This is a genomic window from Saccharospirillum salsuginis (assembly GCF_014651855.1).
GTDB classification, from domain to species: domain Bacteria; phylum Pseudomonadota; class Gammaproteobacteria; order Pseudomonadales; family Natronospirillaceae; genus Saccharospirillum; species Saccharospirillum salsuginis.
In genome coordinates, this window is record NZ_BMXR01000002.1 from 101716 (window position 1) to 124657 (window position 22942).

The 22942-nt window shown below is 60.0% G+C and carries 21 protein-coding genes; 8 read left to right on the top strand and 13 right to left on the bottom strand.

The features are described from left to right. Positions 1 to 122 precede the first annotated feature (122 nt). Complete coding sequence (locus tag IE111_RS03660) at positions 123 to 1007, bottom strand: heme-dependent oxidative N-demethylase family protein (protein WP_189607147.1); 885 nt, start codon at positions 1005 to 1007, stop codon at positions 123 to 125. 359 nt (positions 1008 to 1366) lie between these two features. Continuing rightward, positions 1367 to 2014, bottom strand: a complete 648-nt coding sequence (locus IE111_RS03665) for a glutathione S-transferase family protein (protein ID WP_189607148.1) — start codon at positions 2012 to 2014, stop codon at positions 1367 to 1369. Between the two features lie 114 nt (positions 2015 to 2128). On the opposite strand from IE111_RS03665, the gene IE111_RS03670 reads away from it, so the two are divergent. Next, positions 2129 to 3094, top strand: coding sequence for a helix-turn-helix transcriptional regulator (locus IE111_RS03670; RefSeq protein ID WP_189607149.1), 966 nt, complete (start codon positions 2129 to 2131; stop codon positions 3092 to 3094). A 13-nt stretch (positions 3095 to 3107) separates the two neighbouring features. On the opposite strand, the gene IE111_RS03675 is transcribed toward IE111_RS03670, so the two are convergent. Both IE111_RS03675 and IE111_RS03680 read right to left on the bottom strand, forming a co-directional pair. Next, on the bottom strand, positions 3108 to 3563 hold the full coding sequence (locus tag IE111_RS03675) for an SRPBCC family protein (protein WP_189607150.1): 456 nt from the start codon (positions 3561 to 3563) through the stop codon (positions 3108 to 3110). Then, positions 3560 to 3922, bottom strand: a complete 363-nt coding sequence (locus IE111_RS03680; protein ID WP_308427486.1) for an ArsR/SmtB family transcription factor — start codon at positions 3920 to 3922, stop codon at positions 3560 to 3562. The genes IE111_RS03675 and IE111_RS03680 overlap by 4 nt, the downstream gene beginning before the upstream one ends. Before the next feature lie 116 nt (positions 3923 to 4038). Here IE111_RS03680 and IE111_RS03685 point away from each other — a divergent pair, with 116 nt between their 5' ends. Further along, on the top strand, positions 4039 to 4437 hold the full coding sequence (locus tag IE111_RS03685) for an SRPBCC family protein (protein ID WP_189607151.1): 399 nt from the start codon (positions 4039 to 4041) through the stop codon (positions 4435 to 4437). A gap of 72 nt (positions 4438 to 4509) precedes the next feature. Here the strand turns inward: IE111_RS03685 and IE111_RS03690 are convergent, their stop codons facing one another. Next, entirely contained in the window at positions 4510 to 5286 is a 777-nt protein-coding gene (locus tag IE111_RS03690) for an MBL fold metallo-hydrolase (protein ID WP_189607152.1), read from the bottom strand. An 89-nt stretch (positions 5287 to 5375) separates the two neighbouring features. On the opposite strand from IE111_RS03690, the gene IE111_RS03695 reads away from it, so the two are divergent. After that, positions 5376 to 6308 (top strand): GlxA family transcriptional regulator, encoded by a 933-nt coding sequence (locus IE111_RS03695; protein WP_189607153.1) that lies wholly within the window; start codon positions 5376 to 5378, stop codon positions 6306 to 6308. Positions 6309 to 6326: 18 nt separating this feature from the next. Here IE111_RS03695 and IE111_RS03700 read toward each other — a convergent pair whose 3' ends face one another. The 3 genes from IE111_RS03700 to iadA form a co-directional block, all read right to left on the bottom strand. Continuing rightward, positions 6327 to 8279, bottom strand: a complete 1953-nt coding sequence (locus IE111_RS03700) for a S9 family peptidase (protein ID WP_189607154.1) — start codon at positions 8277 to 8279, stop codon at positions 6327 to 6329. Positions 8280 to 8391: 112 nt separating this feature from the next. Next, entirely contained in the window at positions 8392 to 9351 is a 960-nt protein-coding gene (locus IE111_RS03705) for a GlxA family transcriptional regulator (protein WP_189607155.1), read from the bottom strand. A gap of 215 nt (positions 9352 to 9566) precedes the next feature. Next, positions 9567 to 10739 (bottom strand): beta-aspartyl-peptidase, encoded by a 1173-nt coding sequence (iadA, locus tag IE111_RS03710; RefSeq protein WP_189607156.1) that lies wholly within the window; start codon positions 10737 to 10739, stop codon positions 9567 to 9569. A 181-nt stretch (positions 10740 to 10920) separates the two neighbouring features. Here iadA and IE111_RS03715 point away from each other — a divergent pair, with 181 nt between their 5' ends. Next, entirely contained in the window at positions 10921 to 12753 is a 1833-nt protein-coding gene (locus IE111_RS03715; RefSeq protein ID WP_189607157.1) for a methyl-accepting chemotaxis protein, read from the top strand. A 265-nt stretch (positions 12754 to 13018) separates the two neighbouring features. Here IE111_RS03715 and IE111_RS03720 read toward each other — a convergent pair whose 3' ends face one another. After that, positions 13019 to 13768 carry a glycerophosphodiester phosphodiesterase family protein gene (locus IE111_RS03720; protein ID WP_189607158.1) on the bottom strand — a complete coding sequence of 250 codons (750 nt, stop codon included), beginning with the start codon at positions 13766 to 13768 and terminating at the stop codon, positions 13019 to 13021. 257 nt (positions 13769 to 14025) lie between these two features. Here IE111_RS03720 and glpX point away from each other — a divergent pair, with 257 nt between their 5' ends. Further along, positions 14026 to 15048, top strand: a complete 1023-nt coding sequence (glpX, locus tag IE111_RS03725; protein WP_189607159.1) for a class II fructose-bisphosphatase — start codon at positions 14026 to 14028, stop codon at positions 15046 to 15048. 89 nt (positions 15049 to 15137) lie between these two features. On the opposite strand, the gene IE111_RS03730 is transcribed toward glpX, so the two are convergent. After that, entirely contained in the window at positions 15138 to 15680 is a 543-nt protein-coding gene (locus IE111_RS03730) for a GNAT family N-acetyltransferase (RefSeq protein ID WP_189607160.1), read from the bottom strand. Positions 15681 to 15824: 144 nt separating this feature from the next. Between IE111_RS03730 and rraA the strand changes: the two genes are divergently transcribed. Continuing rightward, positions 15825 to 16304: a ribonuclease E activity regulator RraA gene (gene rraA, locus IE111_RS03735; protein ID WP_229805205.1), complete on the top strand. Its 480-nt coding sequence runs from the start codon at positions 15825 to 15827 to the stop codon at positions 16302 to 16304. Beyond that, entirely contained in the window at positions 16301 to 16804 is a 504-nt protein-coding gene (locus IE111_RS03740; RefSeq protein WP_189607161.1) for a GNAT family N-acetyltransferase, read from the top strand. Before rraA ends, IE111_RS03740 begins: the two co-directional genes overlap by 4 nt. A 222-nt stretch (positions 16805 to 17026) precedes the next feature. Here IE111_RS03740 and IE111_RS03745 read toward each other — a convergent pair whose 3' ends face one another. The 3 genes from IE111_RS03745 to IE111_RS03755 form a co-directional block, all read right to left on the bottom strand. After that, a complete protein-coding gene (locus IE111_RS03745; protein WP_189607162.1) occupies positions 17027 to 17923 on the bottom strand; it encodes a DMT family transporter in 897 nt (298 codons plus the stop codon). 439 nt (positions 17924 to 18362) lie between these two features. Continuing rightward, on the bottom strand, positions 18363 to 19559 hold the full coding sequence (locus IE111_RS03750) for a hypothetical protein (protein ID WP_189607163.1): 1197 nt from the start codon (positions 19557 to 19559) through the stop codon (positions 18363 to 18365). Positions 19560 to 19897: 338 nt separating this feature from the next. Continuing rightward, a complete protein-coding gene (locus IE111_RS03755) occupies positions 19898 to 21229 on the bottom strand; it encodes a deoxyguanosinetriphosphate triphosphohydrolase (RefSeq protein WP_189607164.1) in 1332 nt (443 codons plus the stop codon). A gap of 208 nt (positions 21230 to 21437) precedes the next feature. Here IE111_RS03755 and radA point away from each other — a divergent pair, with 208 nt between their 5' ends. Then, the gene (radA, locus tag IE111_RS03760) at positions 21438 to 22826 is read left to right on the top strand and encodes a DNA repair protein RadA (RefSeq protein ID WP_189607165.1); all 1389 of its coding nucleotides are present in this window, start codon (positions 21438 to 21440) and stop codon (positions 22824 to 22826) included. Positions 22827 to 22942: the final 116 nt, after the last annotated feature.

The following is a 22942-nucleotide window of genomic DNA, read 5'->3' on the forward strand; positions in this document are numbered from 1 at the left end:
TCACGGAAGAATAAGTATTGTGCTGTCAGCGGGTAACTGTGTGTCGAGAGTCTTGTCACGTCGTGTCAGGTATGTCGTTGTTTTTTGAAAGAACCGACGACATGGACATCCGTCCTGCTCGGTTAATCACGGCTCGCGAATGACCGACTTTGCCCCGACAGCCAGTCGGACAAGGCCGGTTCCAGCAGGTGCAGCGACTTGTACGATCGTTCCGCCTCGGACATCCCGGACAGGGTGTCGAGCAGGTCATTCAGTACCTGGGGCTGTTCCAGGTAATCCGACAAAGGGCGGATGGCGACGCGGATGGTAAAGAGCACGGCGGAGGTTTCAGGCAATCGCCTCAATGTTTGCCGCTCGGTACGTATGTGGCAGCGTTCGGGAATAGCATCGGGATCCGCAATGGGCTCGGATTCCTCGCCGCCCGGCTGATAAAGCCGATCGCTGGTAACCACCGACCAATTACCCCGCCAGACCGGTCGATCGACTTTGATGCGTTCGAAGAACCGATTGACCTTGTGGCTGAGCTGTTCCTCGTACCCGGGTACCGGGCCGTGCACCGCATCCAGGGTGTGCCCGACCTTCTCGAGCAGATTCCAATAACTCGGTGCCAGGCTGGCGGCGGTCAGTCGATAGTCGCCGTCGTCCGGTTCAAGAATGCAGAGGTCTTCCTGAACACACCAGGACAGCGGCAGCAGAGGGTGCCGGGCGGCATGCCAGGATTGGGTCTGGCCGGTGGCGGTGCAATACAGGCCGTCCGCTGTTGTTTGGTACAGGGTCGGGAAACGGCGAGGCAGATGATCAGCCATCAATCGGGCCACTTCGCGCTGGGCGGCGTCGGAAGAGGGCAGGGCGCTGAATACCCGCTCGCCCTTGTCTCGCCACAGCGCTTGTTTAAGCCTGACCTGATCCGCCAGGCGTTCATCGGGGATCAACCAGTCAGCCAGGTCCAGCCGGTGCAGCCCCATACTGAGCAGGTTCTTGTGTTCCTGGAAAGCCAGATAATCCATAGCGTTTGTGGATGTCGACCAGGGCGAATGAGTGGATCGCTCATTCTCCGCTAAGTCGAGGGAAGCCACAATAACTCAAGTTTCGGAGTTCGCCGAGCAGATAAGCGGCGGATGCCGGGAGTACCCCTGTGGGGAAGTCCGCAACATGGATGTTGCGGTCTAGGCTCCATGGATGGATCTACGCTGACCCCACAGGGGTGTTCCCGGTAGCCGACGCGGGCCACCGCCTCTCGGCTGACTCGAACTCCGAAATTTGAGCACAATAAGACGCCGATTATCTAACCCGTCGGTGTGTGACGCTGGCCAAAAGGGGCAGGGCAGGAAGGGGGTCCTGGCCTACAGGACCCCCTGTGTTTGCGTTAGGCTTCTTCTGTCTGCCTGGCCGTCGACTCTTCCACCAATGCCTGGTCGATTTGCTCGGCTTTAACGAACGCCGGGCGTGCTGTGATACGTGCGATGTAGTCGTCCACCGCTTCGTTCGTATCAATCAGCCCGAATTGACGGCACCAGCGCAGGGCGATTCCCCAAAGCAGGTCCACCGCATAGGGGGTATCGCCGAGCAAGTAGGGGCCCTTGGCGATCTGGTCGAAAACGGTCTTCTGCATGACTTCGAATGTGCCATAGGCCATCATGCTCCTGTCGCCCGGTTCCCGTTTCAGGGCCCGGTCGATGACGGCGGGTTCGAAACTGCTGCCGTAATACGCCATCCAGCGCATATAGGCACCGCGCTGCGGGTCGTCCATGGCGGGCGCCAGTCCTTTTTCAGGAAACAGATCCGCCAGATGCAGGTAGCAGGCTACCTGTTCGGTCACCACGGTGCCGTTATGAACCAGGGTCGGGAACTTGCCCAACGGATTGACGGCCAGAAATTCCGGCAGGTGGTTTTCGTCTTTATTGATGTCCACCAGCTTCAGTTGGTAGGGCACACCCAGCTCTTCCAGCAGGAACAGCACGCCGGTACCGCGTGTTTGCGGGGAATGGTACAGAGTCAGTTCGTGTGTCGACATCGTTTCTCTCCTTGCATGTGAGTGGTACTGCAGGAACGATGGTAGGCTCCAATCCTGACACCTTATGTCAGGTATCAAGGCTATACTGAAAAAATAGTTCGGAAAGGAGTGCCTATGCGGGCCGGCCGGTTGCTCAAACTGCTGATGACGCTGCAAACACGGGACAAGGTGACCGCCCGAGAGCTGGCGGACGTCTGTGAAACCTCGGTGCGCACCCTGTATCGCGACATCGAGGCGCTCAGTGAGATGGGCGTGCCGGTCTATAGCGAACGGGGCTCGGATGGCGGCTATCGGTTGTTGGATGGCTACCGCACCCGGCTGAATGGTTTGTCGGCGAAAGAGGCCGAGGCCTTGTTCCTGGCCGGTATTCCCGGCCCGGCCAAGGACCTGGGTTTGTACCCCACCCTGGCTGACGCTCAACTGAAGTTACACACGGCGCTGCCCGAGAAACTGCGCCAGGGCGCAGACCGTCTGCAATCCCGGTTTTTACTCGACGCCCCCAACTGGTTTTCCGAACAGGAAAAAGCCGATGGCCTGCCGGACCTGATGACCGCCGTTCTTGAGCAGCGGCGGATTCGAATGAATTATCGCAGTTGGACGGGTGAGCGAGAACGAGTGACCGAACCCTTGGGTGTGGTACTGAAAAGCGGTGCCTGGTACATGGTCGCACGCTGTGAATCGGATCTCAGGACTTACAGGGTAACCCGCATTCGTTCGTTGACGGTGTTGGAGGAAACTTTCGAGCGTCCCGACCACTTTCAATTGGCGGAATACTGGCAGGCATCCCAGCGGGAGCTGGAGGAAAAGCAGTACCCTGTGTTGGCCGAGTTACGTTTGAGTGAGATCGGTATGAAGATACTGTCGTACGTCAGCTCGACCTACGCCATGGAACGAGCGGAAGTCGAGCCGCCGGACGACGACGGATGGCGCCGGGTGACGATTCCGGTTGTCCGACAGTCCATCGCCTGCCACGAATTGCTTCGCTTCGGGCCGGAAGTTGAAGTGCTGGGTCCGCCGGAATTGCGGGAGGATATGATTCGGAAAATTGAACGCATGTCAGGCTATTATCGGTCGGGCTGATACGACATTCGCATTATGAAGGGTTCCGGCGGAGCGGGCCTGAATAAAACTGTACCAGTCCCTCGAGACACCCTTCCCAACCGGCTTTGTGTTGCTCAACGGTTCTTTTATCCATGATGCGTTCATGCACGACGATCACTTCCGTTCCTTCGGTTACCGGTTTGAAATAGACGCTCACCCGTTCGGGCATCTTTTGGTGGTCACTCGACAGCCATGTATAGACCAGTTTCTCGTTGGGAACGATTTCCTCGAAAGTGCCCGTAATCCACAGGAGGTTGCCTTCCGGTAGCTGGTTGGCGATGCGGTATTCGCCACCTTCGACCAGGTTCACCTCTGCAGCCGGACAGTCGACGCCGGCCGGTCCCCACCACACCTTCAAGGCCTCGGGTGACGTCCAGGCATGAAAGACCTGGCTGGGTCGCGCCTGGATGATACGTCGGGCGATTAAATTGAGTGACGGGGCGTTCATGTGTCGCTGTCCTTGTCTTCCAGATAGCTTTTCAAGGATTCAAGACGGTTGTTCCAGAATACCCGGTAGTGTTCCAACCATTGATCGGCATGAGCCATGGGATCTGGCTGAAAGGTACAGGTTTGAACACGTCCGGATTTGGTCCGGATGACCAGTTGTGCGTTCTCCAATACTTTCAAATGTTTTGAAGCGGCTGGCAACGACATGTCGAATGGCGCAGCCAGTTCACTAACGGTGGCGCTACCCCGACTGAGCATCGCCAACATTTGGCGGCGTGTCCTGTCCGACAATGCTTTGAAGACGAGGTCCAACCGGTCCTCGTCGATGGGGGCGGTCGGTGTTGAGCGGAGTGTCATCATGAGCTGAATATTAACCAATCAGTTTAGTATTGCAATGGTTAACCAAAGGGTTTAGTGTTTTAGAAGCTAAACCATATGGTTTAGCAAACGAACTGACCAGACCGAAGGAGACACTTATGACAACCTCCATTCATCAGGAAAACACCTTTAATACAACGCCTCAAGCATTGTTCGATGCGTTTGTGAATGCCGAGAAACACAGCGCATTCACCGGATCGCCGGCCCGTATCGAACCCGTCGAGGGGAGCGCTTTCTCAGTGTATGACGGTGGCGTGGACGGCCGTCAGATTGAGCTGGTTACGCATCAACGGATTATTCAGGCATGGCGTGGGGCGGATTGGCCGGATGGGGTCTACTCCATCGTTCGACTTGATTTTCAGCCTCTAGACGACCGTACATTGCTGGTGTTGGACCATACCGGCATTCCGGAAGGTTCCGCAGCCCATCTGGAGTCTGGCTGGTACAAAATGTATTGGGAGCCGTTGAAAACCTGGCTGGAGGCTCGCTCACAGTAAGCGCCCCACGACGATGGTGACAGGCGGCAAGGGTGGGCTTCGGGCTCGGCCCATAACTCCCGTGGGACATGGTTAAGGCATATTTAACGTCTCTCCATCTTGTGGGATGGATACCAGTGCGGACACGCCGTGCCGGTTCACGGCGTCCTGAAGCGCGTTTCGACTGACGGGACAATGATCCAGCGCTTCAAGATGATTGGCGATCACCTGTCCCGTCGCGCGTCGGCTGAAGTGGATAGCGTCTTCGATGCCCATGATGATGTCACCGCCCAGGTCGAACCGGGCACCGCCGGCGGGGATGACGCTGACCTCCGGTTGGTGTTCGCTCAGGCAGGTTTCGACCGCCTCGGTATAGACGGTGTCGCCGGCGATGTAGAGCTTGGGTTCATTCGGGATGTCGATGACATACCCCGAGCCATGGGCCATCAGGCCACCGACCCAGCCGTAACCGTGGACACAGGGAATCGGAGTGATATGGCCATCGAGGAAGGGTTGAGTCTGGTCCGCTTGCAGGACCACCTGTATCGACAGGCCTTTTTTGGCCAGGAAATCGGCATCGACCTCCATGCAAATCACCGGTATCTGGCGGTCCCGCAACCATCGTGTCGCGGTTCGATCCAGATGATCGAAATGCCCTTTCTGGCAATGGGTGATCAGGCAGTGCGTCACTGAATTCAAATGCTCGGTGGCGTTGACCGGCAGATCGACCAGAGGGTTGCGGCGCCGATGTCGGGTTGCGTATTTCAGGGATGGAATACGGCCTTTTGGGGCCAGCATGGGGTCGACCAACAGTCGGGTCTGGCCCCAATTGACAATTACAGTGGCGTTGCGAATCTGAGTGATGTTCATGGGTCCTCCTGTCTGATGCCGTTATTGTGGTTCCCGTGCCCGGTCGGTACGATGGCAAAAAACGTCATAAAGCAGGAAATTATGGACAAATGAAGATCGGGCTCCTGGTGTACCCCGGTTGTATGGCGGCCGGCCTGTTGGCGTTTGGCGATGTCTTGAAAGCGGCCAATGCCCGTGTCGGTCAGCGCGTGTTCGAGTGTCAATGGGTCGGGGTCGGAAGCGGTGCATTCGATGTGGCGACGGGCGTGACCGTGGAGACCCGGGCGTTGTCCGAATGCCGGTTGCACGCGGTTCTGGTGCCGGGTGCCTGGCGGGACATTGCGTCCATCTCGCAGCCGTCGGACGACGGCATGATCCGGGTGCTGAGAGGACTGCCCGAGTCAACGCGGCTCTGGGCGTATTGCACCGGCGTGGGCTTGCTGGCGGAAACGGGTCGACTGGCCGGACAACCGGCCACGACGACCTGGTGGCTGTTGGACTGGGCCGCCAACCGGTTCCCGGACGTCCGTTGGACGTCGGATTCGACCTGCCTGTATCGTCCCTCGGTCGCCACCGCGGCCGGCGTATCCGGCCATCAGCCGCTGGCGATGGCGTTGATCGAGGAGACCTGCGGTGTCGCGGTGCGAAACTCGGTGCAAACCCATCTGATGTTACCGCGCCCTCGGGTTCAGCCTTCGGTTTTCCGGAATCTCCCGGGCTTGGTTCACGAGAGCCCCTTCATTCGGTCCGTGGTGCATTGGGTGGAAGCCACACCGGCTGTGCAGATCACCACCCAGGCGCTGGCCGACGCCTTGAATCTGACCCCCAGGACCTTGATGCGACGCGTAGAGCGGGTCAGTGGTTATCGCTGCGGGTATCTGATGCGTCTGATCAAACTCAAGCAGGTCTCGGACCAACTGACGCTGACCGGAAAAACCGTCTCCCGCATCAGTCATGAGCTGGGGTATGCCGACGATGCGAGCCTGCGTCGAAGCTTCAAGCAGGTGCTGGGGATCACACCCCAGCAATACCGTCAGCTGTGACTGTGGTCCATCGGTCGATTATGTCGATGAACCCTGATCCAGGGTGAGATCCTGAATGTATTGCCCGCCCTCGGGAATGTGCAGGCTGGCCCCTTCCAAGTCGTTCCCGATCGGCTCGACCCGGCCGCCCAGGACGGTTGCCAGGAAATGTTCGGCGATGGCGTTGAAGGACAGGGCATTCTCCGGCCGAACAAACCCATGGCCTTCGTCGGGATAGAGCGCGTAGGTGACCGGGATGTCGTTCTCCTTCATGGCGGCGACGATCTGGTCGGATTCCTGTTGTTTGACGCGCGGGTCGTTGGCGCCCTGGCCGATCAGCAGCGGTTTACAGATTCGGTCGACAAAGGTCAGAGGAGAACTTTCCCGGAGAAACGCTCGGCCCGCTTCGGTACGCGGGTCGCCCACCCGATTGGCGAACATGTCGAAAATCGTAGCCCAGTAGGGCGGAATGGATTCCAGCAGGGTAATCAGATTGGCCGGGCCGACCAGGTCCACACCGCAGGCGAACACGTCCGGCGTGAAGGTGAGGCTGGCGAGGGTGGCATAGCCACCATAGGAGCCGCCCATGATGGCGACTTTGTCACGCTGGGCGATGCCGTGTTCGACCGCCCAATCGACGGCGTCGACCAGGTCGTTGTGCATGTTGCCGGCCCATTCCCGGTCGCCGGCGTTGATGAAGGCTTTGCCGAATCCGGACGACCCCCGGAAGTTGACACTGAGAACGGCATAACCCCGGTTGGCCAGCCAATGGTGTTTGGCGTCGGGTCCATAGCTGTCGCGCCCCCAGGGGCCGCCGTGTACCAGCAGGACCATGGGCAGGGGCGCTGAAGGGACACCGCTCCGATCCGGGTCACTCTCCAGCGGTAAAGTCAGGTAACTGACCAGGTTCAAACCATCGCGGGCGGGAATGATGACCGGATGCATGGGCGACAAGGGGGCGTTTTCCAGATCGGGACGGCTGTTGAACAGAAAGTCGGTCGTTTTATTCGCGCGGTCGTACCGATAGAAACGCCCGGGTTGCTCTGGGCTGCTGTAGGCTACGATCCACTGCCGGTCATCCCTGGTTCTGGAAACCACGGAAAAATCGCCGTCGCACACCGTGTTCAAATAGGCCAGATCGTTTTCGATTCCGGCGGCCAGAGGCGTCCATTCCAACCGTTCGTACTCAACGGCCGCGGCCTGCACGGTGTGTGTGACCGGCTGAATCATCACGTCGGAGACATCGGCTCGTTCATCAGACAGCAAGGTCTCGCTCTTACCCGAAGCCAGATTCCAGCGAACCAGGGCCGCCGTATCCCGATCGCGACTGTCCACCATCAACAGCTGGTCCGGGTCGTTCTCGAACCCGACGATGTAGGTGGTCATCGAATCCTCGACCGGAATTCGGTCGAAGGGACGCCATTCCTCACGTTCGAACCGGTACCGTTGAACGGACCCGTCCGCTTCCATTTTTTCACCCAGTCGAACCTGGAAGTCCCGGTCCACGGTGATGAGCTGATAGCCCGGGTTTTCGACCAGCAATCTCCGTTCGCCGGTCAGGACATTTATGACGTAGAGGTCGTGCAGCGATTCGTCCCGGTCGTTTAGACCGACTACGAGGCTGTCCGGATGGTGGTAACTGAGCTTTGCGACGAAGGCCGCGACCCCGTCAATCGGCGTCAGGTCCAGGCACTGGCCGGATTCGACGTTGATGCCGTAAATGTGCCAGTTCTCGTCTCCATCCCGGTCCTGGTCGTACAGCACCACGCGGCCGTTCGGGGCCCATAGGTGTGATTGAATGCCGCGATGCGTGTCCCGCGTGATCGGACGGGCGGTGTCGAGATCGTCGCTCGGCGCCAACCAGATGTTCATGACACCATCGAGCGGTGCCAGCCAGGTCAGGTGCTGGCCGTCGGGGCTGATTCGGACACAGGCGCGCTCGGGATTGCCGAATATATGGCGGCGGGGAATGAGGGGAGTATTGGCGTCCATGGTCGGGTTCCCTTGTGCGGTTGGCTTCCTGCCAGCTTAGGGGATAGCGACCCGCCCTTGCCATGGCCGATGGTCACGAATGTGACCAATGCGACGAAAACCGGTTTGACCGTTACTTATCCACCGCCATCTTCTGATGCAGGCTGCGGTCTTCGGACGGCGTCAGACCGTATTGGTTCCGATAGGCGGTGCTGAAATGCGCCCCGGAGCTGAAGCCGCAACTCAGACCAATCTCGGCGATGCTCTCGCTGCTGCTGAGCAGTTTATTGCGCGCTTTCTCCAGGCGGATCTGCAGATAATAACGGCTGGGCACGGCGTTGAGGTGTTTCTTGAACAGCCGTTCGAGCTGCCGCCGGCTGATCTTGACGTGGTAGGCAATGTCGTCGGTGGTCAGCGGCTCCTCGATGTTGCTTTCCATCAGTTCCAGCGCTTCGGCCAGTTTCGGCTGTTCGGCGCGGGTGCGTTCGCTCAACTGCTGCGGCACGGTGTCGGACGGAATGCCGAGCCGTTCGTTGACGAAGTGGCGTGAGACGGCTTCGGCGATGTCCGCACCCATGCCCCGGGCGATCCACATCAACATCATGTCCAGGCTGGCGCTACCGCCCCGGCAGGTAAGGCGATCGCGGTCGATGCAGAATTGCTCACTGGCGAGCAGTATGGATTTGTGTTCCTTGAGCAGTTCGTCGTAGCCGAGCCAGTGGACCACGGCGCGGTAGCCGTTCAACTGGCCGGCCCGGGCCAGAACATAGGTACCACTGGCCAGGCCGCCAAGTGCGCACCGGGTCGGGCGGCTTTGCAGGAAGTCGATCAGGCCGGGCGTTTCCGGGTGACGAGCGGGGGAGGTACCGGCGACGATCCAGACATCGGCGTCGGGGGCGGTGTCCAGGGAGTAGTCGGTATCCATGCGGTTGCCGAGGCTGGAATAGGTCTTATCGCCGGACAGCGCGACGGTGAACGCGGAGTAGGCGTCCTCGCCCGTGAGTTCGTTACAGACCAATAATGGCTCCATGGCGGAGACATAGGCCATGGAGGAATACCCCGGTAACAACACAAAACCGATTCGTTGGGTCACCCTTGTTACTTCTCCCGTTGATTTGGTGCTGTAACTCTGGTCTCGGAGCCCGCGGTGGCTAGCGCAGGGTGCCGGGTAGGCCTATTCGGGGATGTCGGCCGCCCGGATGGCGGCCGTCAAGCCCCCATGGATGGGTTCACGGCGACCCCGAATAGGCCTACCCGGCAGCCTGTGCGGGTTTCAACCGCCAGCATGTCCAAGTTCCGAAACCAGAGTTACTCGAATGTACCTTTCTTCAACAATTCGCCATCACACAGACACCAGTCGCCTTTGGCCATCACCGACTTCAGAGCCAGGCTGTCGCGGTCGAGCAGCAGCAGGTCGGCGTCGTTGCCTGTGGCCAGTGTGCCCTTGTTGGGCAGCTTCAGTACAGCGGCCGGGTTGGCGGTCACGGCCTTCAGGGCGGTGCTGATGCTTACGCCTTCTTCCAGAACGGCGTCGCGGAATTCGTTCAGCATGGCATCCATGGCGCCGACCTTCAGGCTTTCCAGTATACCGTCTTTATTGAAGTGCGGCAGGCTGGCGTGGCCGTCGGTGCTGAAGGTGATGCGGTTTTCGTCGGCACCCCGGTCCAGCGCGAATTTCAGGGCGCTGGCGCATTTGACCTCGCCGGCGGCCAGGATTTCCGGCGTATGGCTGGCGGTAAAGTCGATGGTGCCGCCCCCTTTGATGAAACGCAAACCGTCTTTGATCAGGCCGGGCGAGCGGTTCATGTGGGTCGGGTAGTACTGGCTGAGCGGGATGTCCGAGTTCTGGGCCACTTCGAACAGCAGGGACAGGTAGTCCTCGCTCTCGCCGACGTGGATGCTGACGATGCCGGCCTTGCCGCTGAGCAGGCCGCCGACGCGGGCTTCGGCGCCGACCCGGGCCAGTTCGCGCCAGCTCGGCTGGCTGCCGCGATGGTCGGCGATGGCCACTTCGCCCACGCCCACGAAACGCTCGATCAGCATGATGTCCTGCTGGACGCTGCCGGTCAGGGTGCGCACCGGTACTTGATAGCTGCCGGTGTGGCACACGGCGGTCAGGCCCTCGGCTTCCAGCCCGGCGGCCTTGGCGAGCAGGTCCGGCAGGGTGCGGGAAATGGCGTCGGTGCCGAGCACGCCGGTCACGGTGGTCACGCCGCCGCGAATGGCGTCGGAGAATTCCATGGCCGGTGTGCGAGTGTGGAAACCGCCTTCACCGCCGCCGCCGGTGATGTGCGACAGGGTATCGACCAGACCCGGCGTCAAGTATTGGCCATCGGCGTCGATAACCTCGATATCAACGCCCGATCCCTGCAACGACAGCGATTCGCCCATGGCGACGATGCGTTGGCCTGCGATCAATACATCTTGGACGCCCAGGTCGGTCGGTGCCAGTACCTGGGCTCCGCGGATCAGTGTCAGCATGACGGTGGCGGTTCCCTTGAGGAGAATGTGACCGGCATCATACGCGGGCCCTGTGCACGCTCCAAGGTAAGTGACCGCTCAAGGCCGCAATCCTGAAAACCCGGTACGCCTGGATAGAGCTACACTGTTCGGATATTGAACAACTTTTGCAGGCGGAATGATGACAACACGAGGTAGCCGCATGAACGTCAAGAAAGTGCTGAGTCCCAGGGACTGGACGCTTTTCACACGAACTTTGGTCATGGTGGGGTTGTTGATCGTCCTGCTGGTGATCGGTTTCGCCCTGGTGATGGCCGGAGTGCGGCAACTGGTGACCGAAGCGGAATCCCAGGGCACTCTGGTGGATGCCCAGCGCGCCACGCTCGCTCAGCAAAGCGAGGCCATCCAGGGGCAGAAAGCACAGCTGGCTCAACAGCAACAGGCGTTGCAATCGCAGTTGGATGCCCTGGCCGTCCAGCAACAGACCGCAGTGGCGCTGCAGCAGTACCCCGAATTCCTGTTCTGGCGGTTCGCCTCCACCGCCTCGCTGGCTCAGAACGACATCCGCCAGGGGGATCAGGCCGAGGAAGCCCTGCGTGAAGCGGTCGGGCGCCTGGCCGAACTGGATGATGAACTGGCGGAGGCGATCGATGTCTTCCTGCTCGACCTGGAGGATTTCAACGCGAACATTGCCGAAGCAATCGAGTTGTTCGAAGCGGGCCGCGACGACGATGCCCGCCGCATCGTCCAGACCACCCAGAACAACTTCCTGTCGATGAACACCATGATCGAAGTTGTCTCCCAGCTGGCCAGCGAGGCCGTGGTGGCGGCGAATGAAAGCGTGAGCCAGTCGTTGGCGCAGATGGAAACCTCGGTCGATAACGTGGAAGCCGCGTCGAACTCGGTGGCCGACGGCAGCAGTGCCTTGATCGCCGGTATCGAGCAAACGGCGGCGGAGGGACGCACGACCCAGACCCAGGGCTGGATCACACTGGCCGTGGTCAGCCTCTTGTTCCTGGCTGTCGGATACTTATTGTCGCGGTCGGTCAGTCGCCCCGTCTTCGAGCTGGAAAAAGCCATCAAGCGCATCGATGAGACCGCCGATCTGACCCAGCGCGTACATCTGAAGCGGCGTGACGAGGTCGGTCGCATCGCCAAGACGTTCAACGGCATGCTGGAGAGTTTCGGCAGCATTGTGGCGGATGTACGCAAGGGCGCCACGCTGATGGCCGAGCAGGTCTCGGAGCATTCCGCCTCGAACGAGGAAGTGGGCCGTATCCTCGAGCAATTGAATTCCGAGGTGGACCAGGTGGCCGCGGCCATCAACGAACTGTCCACTACGGTGCGCGGTATCAACGAGCACACCAGTGAGGCCGCCCATCGGGCGCTGGAAGCCGAGGAACAGTGTCGCGACAGCAGCCGCCAGTCCACCGACAGCGGTGAGCAGGTGCATATGCTGGAAAACGAAATACGGGGCGCCGCCGACAATCTGGACAAGCTGGCGTCGCGGACCGAGGAGATCCATGCGGTGGTGGATGTGATTCAGGGCGTGTCGGAGCAGACCAACCTGCTGGCGTTGAACGCGGCCATCGAGGCGGCGCGGGCCGGTGAGCAGGGTCGTGGTTTTGCCGTGGTGGCGGACGAGGTGCGCAATCTGGCTCAGAAGACGGAGCAGTCGTCGAAGGAGATCAAGGACATGATCGATCAGTTCTCGACGGAGGTGAATTCAACCGTCACGGCGATGCAACGCTCGGTGGAGTCGGCGACCAGTGCGGGTGAATTGAGTGCCAGGGCCAGTGAGGCGATGCAGTCGGTACTGGCGATTGTCGGCGAGATTCGTTCGACCAATGAGCATATTTCCGAGGCGACCCAGGAGCAGACGGAGGCTACCGATTCGATCGACAACAGTGTGACGAGTATTGCCTCGCTGATCGCCCAGGTGGCGGAGCAGGCCCAGCAGACCGTGGCCGGTGTCCGGGAGATGGCCGGTCATTCGGATCGCTTGCGGACACAGGCGGAGCGGTTCAAGACGTAATAGTAATAGCCGGGAATCCGCGTCGGGTGGCGGGGTGCTCATTCAGGGTCGCCGTAAACCCTTCCTTGGGGGCTAGACCAAAACATCCATGTTTTGGACTTCCCGGAATGAGCACCCCGCCACCCGACGCTACCATTGGTGTCAGCCGCAACGTAGGGCAGAAGAGCGAAGCGATATCTGCCGATAATCGTGGCACGGAAAACTCCATCGCCACTGTTTTAATCCGAGGCACATTGGCGGATAACGGCCTTCGGCCTCTTCCGCCCTACGAGTCCGAGAACACGGCTTTTAGTTCTTTGGCATGAGCTCGATCCGAAAATACGCCAATCACACCCATATCCACCAGCTTCTTCAGCGTCACGGTATCGTTCACGGTGTAGCAATACAGCGGATAGTCCTTTAACACATCCGCGGCGCGTTTTTCGGTCAGTTGACCGGCATCGCAATGAATGCTGACTGGATTGAAGCCAACCAGAGACGTCCGCCAGTCGTCCTTCATTCCTTCATACAAAGCCCCCAACGGACAATCCGGCATAGCCTGGGCAACCTGTGCCAAGGCCGGATGATGAAAACTGGATATCAACAATTTTTTGTTGTCAATCAGTTCAGATAATCCCGGTGTAGCCAACACCCCTTCAACCAGTTTCTCGGCCGACAGGTCAGGATTTATTTTTATCTCGAGGTTAAGGTCGAGATCGAGTTCTTTCACCAGTGCCAGCGTCTCTTCCAGAAACATCAACGACTCGCTGGCGTAGTGTTTGTTGAACCAGGATCCGGCGTCGATGGTTTCCAGTTGGGCCCGGTTGAGGTTGCTGATGCGTGTGTGTTCCCGGGTAAAACGTTTGAGGGTGGGGTCGTGCATCATGACCAGGCTGTGGTCTCCGGCCAGGGTGACGTCGAGCTCGATCCAGTCGATGCCGAGTTCGGCCGCTTTGCGAATGCTGGCGGCGGTGTTTTCGGGGGCCAGGCTTGCGACGCCGCGATGGCCGATGAGGGTGGGCATGGGTTGGTTCATGGTCGGACCTTCCTTGAAAGAAAGTTTCATCTTAATCGGTTAGGTTTCCGTCCAAACGGGACGGTTTCTGTAATTAAATAATATTTGATCCATTATCGGCTGTCTGTGCTTGTGTAGCGAATTTTGCCGGGTATAGTCCTCGCTGAATCACGTTGTAAACGGCGACAGATCGTAATGTGATTCGATGACAATTGATAAAACAATCAGAGCCACACACTGGCCATTGCCTATCAACTGACAAAACGAAGGGTAACAACATGATTAGACAGCCTGATCGTAACCTGGGCATGGAATTGGTCCGGGTGACCGAGGCTGCGGCACTCTCCGCTTCGCGCTTCATGGGCGCGGGCGATAAGGAGGCCGGTGACGGCGCTGCCGTGGATGCCATGCGCGCCGTCCTGGAGACCGTCAGTATGGACGGGGTCGTGGTCATCGGCGAAGGCGAGAAAGACGAAGCCCCGATGCTGTACAACGGCGAGGCCGTCGGCACTGGCGACGCGCCGCCACTGGACATCGCGGTCGATCCGGTCGAAGGCACCCGCCTGCTGGCCACTGGCCGCCCGAACTCGATCTCCGTCGTCGCCGCCACCGAACGCGGCGCCATGTGGAACCCCGGCCCCTCTTTCTACATGAACAAGATCGTCGTCAGCGAAGCCGCTCGCGACGCCATCGACATCACCCAATCCGTCGCCCATAACCTGTATTCCATCGCCGATGCCCTGCAGCGCAAGGTCAACGAAGTCACCGTCTTTGTGCTCGACCGGCCTCGTCATAAGAACCTGATCCAGGAAATCCGCGCCGCCGGCGCTCGGGTGCAGTTGCACACCGACGGCGATGTGATGGGCGCGCTGATGGCGGCCATTCCCGGTACCGGTGTCGATGTGCTGATGGGCATCGGTGGAACCCCCGAAGGCGTTATTTCGGCCGCGGCCGTGAAAGCCCTGAACGGTGGCATGCAGGGCGTACGCGCGCCCCAGTTGGAAACCGAGAAGCGGGCACTGCAGGAGATGGACGTCGATCTGGAGCAGGTGTTCAAGCTGGAAGACCTGATCACCGCCGATGATGCATTCTTCGCCGCCACCGGTATTACCGACGGGCCTTTCCTCGACGGTGTGCATTACGACCGGGACGGGGGCATCACCACCCACTCGATCGTCATTCGCGCCGAGTCCGGTTCGTTGCGGTTCATCAAGGGGATTCATCGCCTGAAGCGCTCGGTCGAATTCGGCAAGCACTCCAAGCAGAGCTTTCAGGATATGGTGGATATCGCGGCCAAGTAGGGTGGGCACGGCCCACCACCAAAATCGATGCAACCCTGCACGTAACGAAAGCCGTGTAGGGTGGGTCGGTCCGACCCACCCTACGAGATCTACGGTTTCGGCTTCCAGTCCGGGTTGATCAGTGCCGTCAGAATATGATCCCGCCAGGCGCCGTCGATGAACAGATAGTCTTTGGCCATCCCTTCCTCGACGAACCCGAGTTTGCCCAGGATATGTCCGCTGGCTTTGTTCCAGGGCTGGTAGTTGGCCATGATGCGGTGCAGGTTCAACGGCCCGAAGGCGTGTTCGATGACCGACTGCAGCGCTTCGATCATGTACCCCTGGCCCTGATAATCCTGATGGGACCGATAGCCCAGGTGCGCGGCCTGGAACACCCCGCGTACGATGTTGGACAGACCGATGTCCAGAATGGGGTCGCCTTCCAACAGGCCATAGTAGCGATACCCCATATCCAGCCCCCAGACTCGTTTCTCGTTCGCCAGCCGGCGCTGACACTCGTCCAGCGTGGCTGGCAATGTGCCGCCCCCTTGGGCAAAATGGTCCGTGTTTCGATGGTGATATTCATACAATTGCCGGGCGTTGATCGCCTGCGGGTCGACAATTTGAAGTCGGTCCGTTTCCAATAACAACATTCATCATCTCGCTTACGTCGTCACGGGAATGCCTCTCAAGAGGCCTTCCAGCGGCGGGTTCCGTGTGTTGGTCTGGCATTAGGTTAGGCTGAAAAACCGGGATGCGCCCACCATTCATTCAAAAAAAACGAGCGAGTATACATTATGTGGAACACCCCTGATCTGTGCGACGCCCATCCCGAACAGGCCCAGGTATTGGAGCCGCTGTTTCGCGACTTCGGCGGCAAGCCGGCTTTCTTTGGTCAGGTTGTCACCGTGCACTGTTATGAAGACAACTCCCGCGTGAAGGAACTGGCCGGAACCGATGGCGACGGCAAGGTCATGGTCATAGACGGCGGCGCCTCCTTGCGCCGGGCGCTGATCGGCGACCAGATCGCTTTGGACGCCGTCAATCACGGCTGGCAGGGCGTCGTCATCAACGGTTGCGCCCGCGACATTCACGAACTGCAACGCATGCCGATCGGCGTCCGCGCCCTGGCCAGCATTCCGGTGAAAACCGAGAAGAAAGGCCTGGGTGATGTGGATGTTCCGGTCACCTTCGCCGGTCAGACGATTGAACCGGGCATGTGGCTCTATGCCGATGAAACCGGCATCGTCGTCAGCAAGGAGAAACTGTTCGGATGACCACGGTCTGGCACCTGGAACTGCGCTCGCACGAGAAACTGAACGCCAAACCCTGGCCGGACCTGCCCTTGCAGTTCGCCGAGGTTGAAGTCAAACAGGGCGAGTTCAACCGCTTCCTCTACCAACTGGTGGGCCAGCACTGGAACTGGCGCGATAAAAACAGTTGGTCGATGGAGCGCTGGCGCGAACACACCGAACGGCCCGAGCACCGCATCTGGCTGTTGATGGTGCGCGGCAGCCCGGCCGGTTACGTGGAAATGGAGCGCCAACCGGGAAACCAGGTGGAATTCATCTCGGTCGGCCTGGCCAAACCCTTTATCGGAATGGGACTGGGCGGGCCGATGTTGTCTGAGGCTCTCAAAGTCGCGTTCAACTGGACGGATGAAGACGGTAATCCGCCCGAGCGGGTCTGGCTGCATACCTGCTCGGACGATCATCCCTCGGCCCTGGCGAACTACCAGGCGCGTGGCTTTGAAATCTTTAAGGTGGAAGATGAATAGGCTGGAGAAATCCGATACCGCTGAGTTGTAGGGCAGAAGAGCCGTAAGGCGTTAGTTATCTGCCGGAAACATACGAGGGCGATGATCCATCCATTGCCTCACGACAGAATGGCAGATAACGCCTTACGGCTCTTCTGCCCTACGTGTATCCAATGCTGCGAGGCTGACGAAGCCATCAATGCGGGAGCGCCAATCGGGCCACGAAAGCCGGCGACCCAGAATTCAGGCCACGGCCACCTTCCGGCGAGCCATGCGTTGTTGCAGTACGAGCCCGCCGACGATCAACCCCAGCCCTCCGAACGTCATCACTTGCAGCGGTTCGCCTAGAATAAAGTGAATCAGAAACAAACTGATAAAGGGCGACAGAAATATCAGCGTCCCGATGCGGCTGGCGTTATTGGTGTGGTGCATCGCCAATTGCCAGAATACGAAGGTAATGCCCATTTCGAATACGCCCACATAGGCCAGGCTGGCGCCGACCTGCCAGTTGGCTAAGGCGGGCATGCCATCCGCCCAGAGCATCCAGACAACCAGTATCGGCAGGCCGTAGACAAAATTCTGGAACAACCCGATGATCGGCGGGCGCGAATCGCGGGTATTCAGCAACCAGTATCCGGCCCAGAGCAGGGTTGAAGCCAGAGCCAGAAAGAGCCCGAAACCATCCAGCTCCCCGCTGACGTTCTTGCCCGCCAGCGAAATAAACACCACCCCGGAATAACCGAGCAGCATGCCGATCAGATCCCAACGGGTCAGTTTGTGGCCCAGAAAAGGCACCGACAGCAGACCCAGCGTGATCGCCCAGGTGTAATTCACCGGTTGGGCGACTTGGGCCGGCAGTCGATCATAGGCTTCGAACAGGACGGCGTAGTAGAGCACGGGGTTGATCAGGGCGAGACGAATGGCGGCGTTACGGTCGGACCAGAGTCTCGTCAGGGCGGCCTTGAACTCGCCGCGAATGGCCAGCACGCCAGCCAGAGCCAGGATGGAAAACACCGAAGCCCCCGCCATTAATTGACTGACGGTGACGAATTTCAAAGCCACCTTGAAGGCGGTCGCCACGGTGGACCACAGCAGGACGGCGGTCAGGGCATAACCCAGGGCTCGGGTTTCGGAGGACATGAACGGTTCCCGGAATCAACAACAAGCGAGCAAGACTAACGAGACCCAGGGTAAGCGTAAAGCCCCGGAGATGTCGGCGTTCCGCCGACCAGGTGGTTGGTTATCCTACAGCGGCAGAAACCCGCACCGGGAGGCGGGGCATGCCCTTCCGGGGACCGCTATGAATACATCCATGTAAGCTCAACTTCGGCATCCATGCCTCAGATGTCCCCTCCAGGGCACACCCCGCCTCCCGGTGCTAGTGTTCGGTGGCTCCATCGCCTAGCAGCGGATGCCCGGGATGCTCATATGGGGATATCCGAGGCATGGATGCCGAGGCTAAGCCCCCATGGAGGGGTCCACGGCGGCCCCAGATGAGCATCCCGGGCAGCCGATGCGGATTCTAGGCAACCAGCTTAACTCAGCCACCCGACCGGCGGAACGCCGGCATTCCCCGGGGTTAGAATTGGAGTTCGAGGTACCAGCCGCCGGACAGGCTGTCGTATTGGGACAGGTCGTCGCGCAGCTTCCAGGTCAGTTGCCAGCCGATGTTGAGCCCCTCGGTGTTGGTCTTGAGATTGATGCTGGCCTGATAGTAATCGTCGGCATCGTACTCACGCGGGGTGCAACCGGAGCAGCCTGGATTCAGTTGAGTGGAGTAGGGTTCGGCATCCACGAAATGAACCATGTTTTCCAGCGTCACAGCGCGGTTCTCGAAAACCCGGTACCCGATGCCGATGCCCTGGACATCGTAGCGGTCCGAGGCCAAATGAACGTCCCCGTTCGAGTCGGCGATGCCGGCTCTTTCCTGTCCCCAGAACGCCGAGAAGCCAAAGCGGTTATTGACCCACAGGCCCACGCCCCAGCGATTGGTGCTGAGGGCCAGTTCGTCCCCTGCGGCGCTGTCGTTGCCGTCCCAGTTGTAGAAGACGGTAAAGTCGAGATTGTCGGTGAAGTGGTCTTTCTTGTCCTGCTCGGACTTCACACTGATTTCGCCTTCGGTACCGGAGGGCTTGGGTGCGCGCGCCATGCGTGCGGCCGGGCCGGGTTCTTCGATTCGGTAGTAAAAGGTGCCATCCATGGTCAGCGTCAGGTCGCGGCCTTTGTACCGGTAGGATTGGCTGCCTTCGAACCCGTCCGCGACCAGTTCGATGTCGCCGGCATTCAGATCCAGCTCGTGGATCAGGTCGTCTTTCAGGTCGGCGGCCGCCTCGCGCTCGATTTGGCGGCGACAGGCAGCGCCGTTGTCTTCGCTGATGCAGTCGGCCTGGTATTTTCCGCGAATGGTCTCAATGCCGCCATAAAGGGAGGAATCATCAGTCTCCTCGACGGTCACGCCGGTTGGTATGGCGACCCACTGGCCGATGACGCGGCATTCGAATCCCTCGTCGACTTCGCCCAGCCGGATATCCTCTCGACTGTGCAATTCAACCCGATGCATGGGTTCCTCTTCACCGGTGTCGAAGCGCTGGTCAATTTGATTCAGGGCGTCTTCCCTGGCCAGGTCGAAGGCGCGGTTGCAGGCTTCGTCCTGGGTCTCCGCGGTGGCGGTGGCTTCGGTATCGACGCTGTAGGGTGGGTTGTCGACGGGGTTTTCCGCGACAACCATGGCCGGGCTGGCGGTGAAGGCGATCAGAGCCAGTGTCAGGGGACGCATGAGGCACTCCTTGTTCCATAATGGCGCCTATTGTCCGCGATGCTCCCCGGGATGGGGAGTGCTGGTGGTCACGAATCTGTTGGGTATTTGTAGAATCCCTAGTCAACTTCTGGAGTTCGAGTCAGTTGGGAGGCAGTGGCCCGCGACGGGTGCCGGGGGTTCCCTTGTGGGGTCGGCGTTGACCCATCCATGGGGCCTAGACCGCAGCATCCTTGCTGCGGACTTCCCCACAAGGGAACCCCCGGCGCCCGTCGCTCGTTTACGTGGCCAGTTCCGAAGTTGCGGTCCCAAATCCTGCAGGTACCTAGGAAGCTTGAGGGCAATGGTTCGGAGCTTCCCTATACAAAGTGCGGCTGGGACGGACCTCCGATCTGGCGCGCCAGGTAGCTGGCGTAGTTGTCCGTCATGCCGGCGATGTGGTCGACCAGGCGGTAGTAGATCTCCTCGGGTGACCAGTGCGCTGAGGGCGCTTCGGACCCCATTAGGTCGAATACCCGTTTGGCGCGGTAGCTCAACTGGCCGTGATCGCCCTTGCGGTGCAGTTCGTAACCGGCGGTGATGAAGGCCTGCAACAGGGTGCTGAGGACGGCGTAGGCGCCGATCTCGGTTTCGGTTTTCTGAGTGTCCAAAAATACCTTGTTCTTGGCCAGTTGCTTGGCCTGGGCGACGCCGCTTCGAATCTGTTCTGGGCAGGCGGCCATGAGGTCGCCGTCGAACCGTCCGGCCATGATGTCCGGCAGGTGGGTGACGAAGGCGTCGACGACGGCATCGACAATCACGCCGATGGTTTTGCCGCGCAGCGCCGCCAGTTGGCGGTTGGGGGAAATGCCGTTGTCGCCGTCGTCGAGCCCCAGGTCGCCGGTGCTCTGGATGTTCTGAAACACCTGGCGCACTTCGTTGAAATCCAGAATGTGCAACTCGACCGCGTCTTCCAGATCGATCAGGGCGTAGCAGATGTCGTCCGCCGCTTCCATCAGGTAGCTCAGCGGATGGCGGCACCAGCCGAGGTCGCCGTCGGGTTCGAGCCCCAAACGGTGTGCCAGCTGCTGCAGGATGCGGTATTCCGGCTGGAAACAGCTGAATTTGCCCTTGGCGTTGGCGTTATCCGCTGTCCAGGGGTATTTGATGGATGTACCGAGCGTTGGATAGGTCAACCGCAGGCCACCCCGGTTCAGGTGGTATTCCACCTGGGCGATGATGCGAAAGCCCTGGGCGTTGCCCTCGAACTGCATCAGGTCGCGCTGGTTGGCCTCGGGCAGCGGTTCGATCAGGTAGCGGTTTTCCGGCTGTTTGAACCAGTCCTGAATCGCATATTCACCCGCGTGCCCGAACGGTGGGTTGCCGATGTCGTGCGCCAGGCAGGCGCTCTGGACGATAACGCCCAGATCGTCCGGCTCGATCCAGGCCGGCAACTGGTCACGGATGCGCTCACCCACCCGAATGCCCAGGCTGCGTCCGACACTGCCGACTTCCAGGCTGTGAATCAGCCGGTTGTGGATGTGATCGTTCTTGGCCAGCGGGTGCACCTGGGTCTTGCCGCCCAACTTGCGAAAAGCGCTGGAGAATACGATACGATCGTGGTCCTTGTGAAAGTGACTGCGGCCGAGTTCCTCGACGTCGATCGCCTCGTGTCCGTAGCGTTCGGTGGTGAGCAGTTGTGTCCAATCCATCCGCGGATCCTGTGATTGATGCGTGAGTGAATGATTACTGACCCCGGAGGCCGTTACAAGGGGATGTTTTAGCTGGTTGTTTATCCAGTGGTTTTGTTGTGAGACACTACGCCACCGGGATGTCGGGCTAAGGGGCACACTTCGTAGGGTGGGCATCGCCCACCATTAACCCGAACCAGCCGCCAACCTATTTTCGAGAGGCACCGATTTGGCCAAGGCAAAAACACAATTCGTCTGCTCCGACTGTGGGGCCGACTATTCCAAGTGGCAAGGGCAGTGCACCGAATGCAAGGCCTGGAACACCTTGCAGGAATTCCGCGAAGCCAAGGGTGCGGTTGCCCGCCAGCCGGATTTCAACAACACCGACACCCAGCGCAGCGGCTTCACCGGCAGCCGCAGCCAGTTGCAGAAACTGTCCGACGTCAATCTCGAAGAGGAAATCCGCATTCGCACCGGCATGGGCGAATTCGACCGGGTCCTGGGGGGCGGCCTGGTGTCCGGTTCGGTCGTCCTGATCGGCGGCCATCCCGGTGCCGGTAAAAGTACCTTGTTGCTGCAGACGCTGTGTCACCTGGCCCGGCAACTGTCGGTGCTGTATGTCTCCGGCGAGGAATCCGTCCAGCAGATCGCCCTGCGCGCCAAACGGCTGAGCCTGCCGATGGACGACCTGGCCATCCTGGCTGAGACTTCGGTCGAATCCATCACCCGAACGGCTCAGGAGCACAGACCGCGCGTGCTGGTCATCGACTCCATCCAGGTCATGCACGCGCCGGACATCGAATCCGCCCCCGGCAGCGTCTCCCAGGTGCGCGAATCCGCCGCCTGGCTGACCCGTTTCGCCAAACAGACGGGCACCGTCCTGGTCATCGTCGGGCACGTCACCAAGGACGGTAGCCTCGCCGGCCCCAAGGTGCTCGAGCACATGATCGACGCCAGTGTCATGCTGGAAAGCTCCGGTGACAGCCGCTTTCGCACCCTGCGCGCCATCAAAAACCGCTTCGGCGCGGTCAACGAACTCGGCGTCTTCGCCATGCTCGATGTCGGTCTGAAGGAGGTGAAAAACCCCAGTTCCATTTTCCTGAACAAGAGCACCGAGCAATCCCCGGGCTCGATTGTCACTGTCGTCTGGGAAGGCACCCGGCCGCTGCTGATCGAACTCCAGGCGTTGGTCGACGGTGCCAACATGGGCCACCCCCGCCGCGTCGCCGTCGGTCTCGACACCAACCGGTTATCGATGATCCTCGCCATCCTCAACCGTCACGGCGGCGTCTTCACCGGTGATCAGGATGTCTTCCTCAACGTCGTCGGCGGCGTCCGGGTCACCGAAACCAGTGCCGACCTCGCTACCTTGCTGGCGGTCCTGTCCAGCCTGCGCGACCGGCCGCTGCCGAGAGACTGGGTCGTCTTCGGCGAGCTCGGCCTCAACGGCGAGCTTCGCCCGGTGCCGAACGGCCAGGAACGCATTATCGAGGCGGCCAAACACGGCTTCCGCAAGGCGATCATCCCCAAGGCCAACCAACCCAAGAAACCCATCGACGGCATGGCCGTGGTGGGTGCGACTCGCCTTGATGAGGTACTCGAGGCCCTTCGGGATTGATGAGAATGTGGTTTGTTTTCCGGGTGCCTTCTACACCTGGTTTGCCTCTGGGGCGCTGGGGGGTAGACCCATTTGGGGTCGCCGTGAATACGTCCATGTAGGCTTGGCCGCAGCGT

Coding starts and splice junctions, on each gene's coding strand:
- IE111_RS03695 (WP_189607153.1), top strand. CDS start 5,376: ATGAAGATCGGGCTCCTGGTGTACCCCGGTTGTATGGCGGCCGGCCTG.
- IE111_RS03675 (WP_189607150.1), bottom strand. CDS start 3,563: ATGAACGCCCCGTCACTCAATTTAATCGCCCGACGTATCATCCAGGCG.
- IE111_RS03660 (WP_189607147.1), bottom strand. CDS start 1,007: ATGGATTATCTGGCTTTCCAGGAACACAAGAACCTGCTCAGTATGGGG.
- IE111_RS03665 (WP_189607148.1), bottom strand. CDS start 2,014: ATGTCGACACACGAACTGACTCTGTACCATTCCCCGCAAACACGCGGT.
- IE111_RS03755 (WP_189607164.1), bottom strand. CDS start 21,229: ATGGATTGGACACAACTGCTCACCACCGAACGCTACGGACACGAGGCG.
- IE111_RS03680 (WP_308427486.1), bottom strand. CDS start 3,922: ATGATGACACTCCGCTCAACACCGACCGCCCCCATCGACGAGGACCGG.
- glpX (WP_189607159.1), top strand. CDS start 14,026: ATGATTAGACAGCCTGATCGTAACCTGGGCATGGAATTGGTCCGGGTG.
- IE111_RS03740 (WP_189607161.1), top strand. CDS start 16,301: ATGACCACGGTCTGGCACCTGGAACTGCGCTCGCACGAGAAACTGAAC.
- IE111_RS03720 (WP_189607158.1), bottom strand. CDS start 13,768: ATGAACCAACCCATGCCCACCCTCATCGGCCATCGCGGCGTCGCAAGC.
- IE111_RS03750 (WP_189607163.1), bottom strand. CDS start 19,559: ATGCGTCCCCTGACACTGGCTCTGATCGCCTTCACCGCCAGCCCGGCC.
- IE111_RS03715 (WP_189607157.1), top strand. CDS start 10,921: ATGAACGTCAAGAAAGTGCTGAGTCCCAGGGACTGGACGCTTTTCACA.
- IE111_RS03745 (WP_189607162.1), bottom strand. CDS start 17,923: ATGTCCTCCGAAACCCGAGCCCTGGGTTATGCCCTGACCGCCGTCCTG.
- IE111_RS03685 (WP_189607151.1), top strand. CDS start 4,039: ATGACAACCTCCATTCATCAGGAAAACACCTTTAATACAACGCCTCAA.
- IE111_RS03730 (WP_189607160.1), bottom strand. CDS start 15,680: ATGTTGTTATTGGAAACGGACCGACTTCAAATTGTCGACCCGCAGGCG.
- IE111_RS03690 (WP_189607152.1), bottom strand. CDS start 5,286: ATGAACATCACTCAGATTCGCAACGCCACTGTAATTGTCAATTGGGGC.
- rraA (WP_229805205.1), top strand. CDS start 15,825: ATGTGGAACACCCCTGATCTGTGCGACGCCCATCCCGAACAGGCCCAG.
- IE111_RS03700 (WP_189607154.1), bottom strand. CDS start 8,279: ATGGACGCCAATACTCCCCTCATTCCCCGCCGCCATATATTCGGCAAT.
- IE111_RS03670 (WP_189607149.1), top strand. CDS start 2,129: ATGCGGGCCGGCCGGTTGCTCAAACTGCTGATGACGCTGCAAACACGG.
- iadA (WP_189607156.1), bottom strand. CDS start 10,739: ATGCTGACACTGATCCGCGGAGCCCAGGTACTGGCACCGACCGACCTG.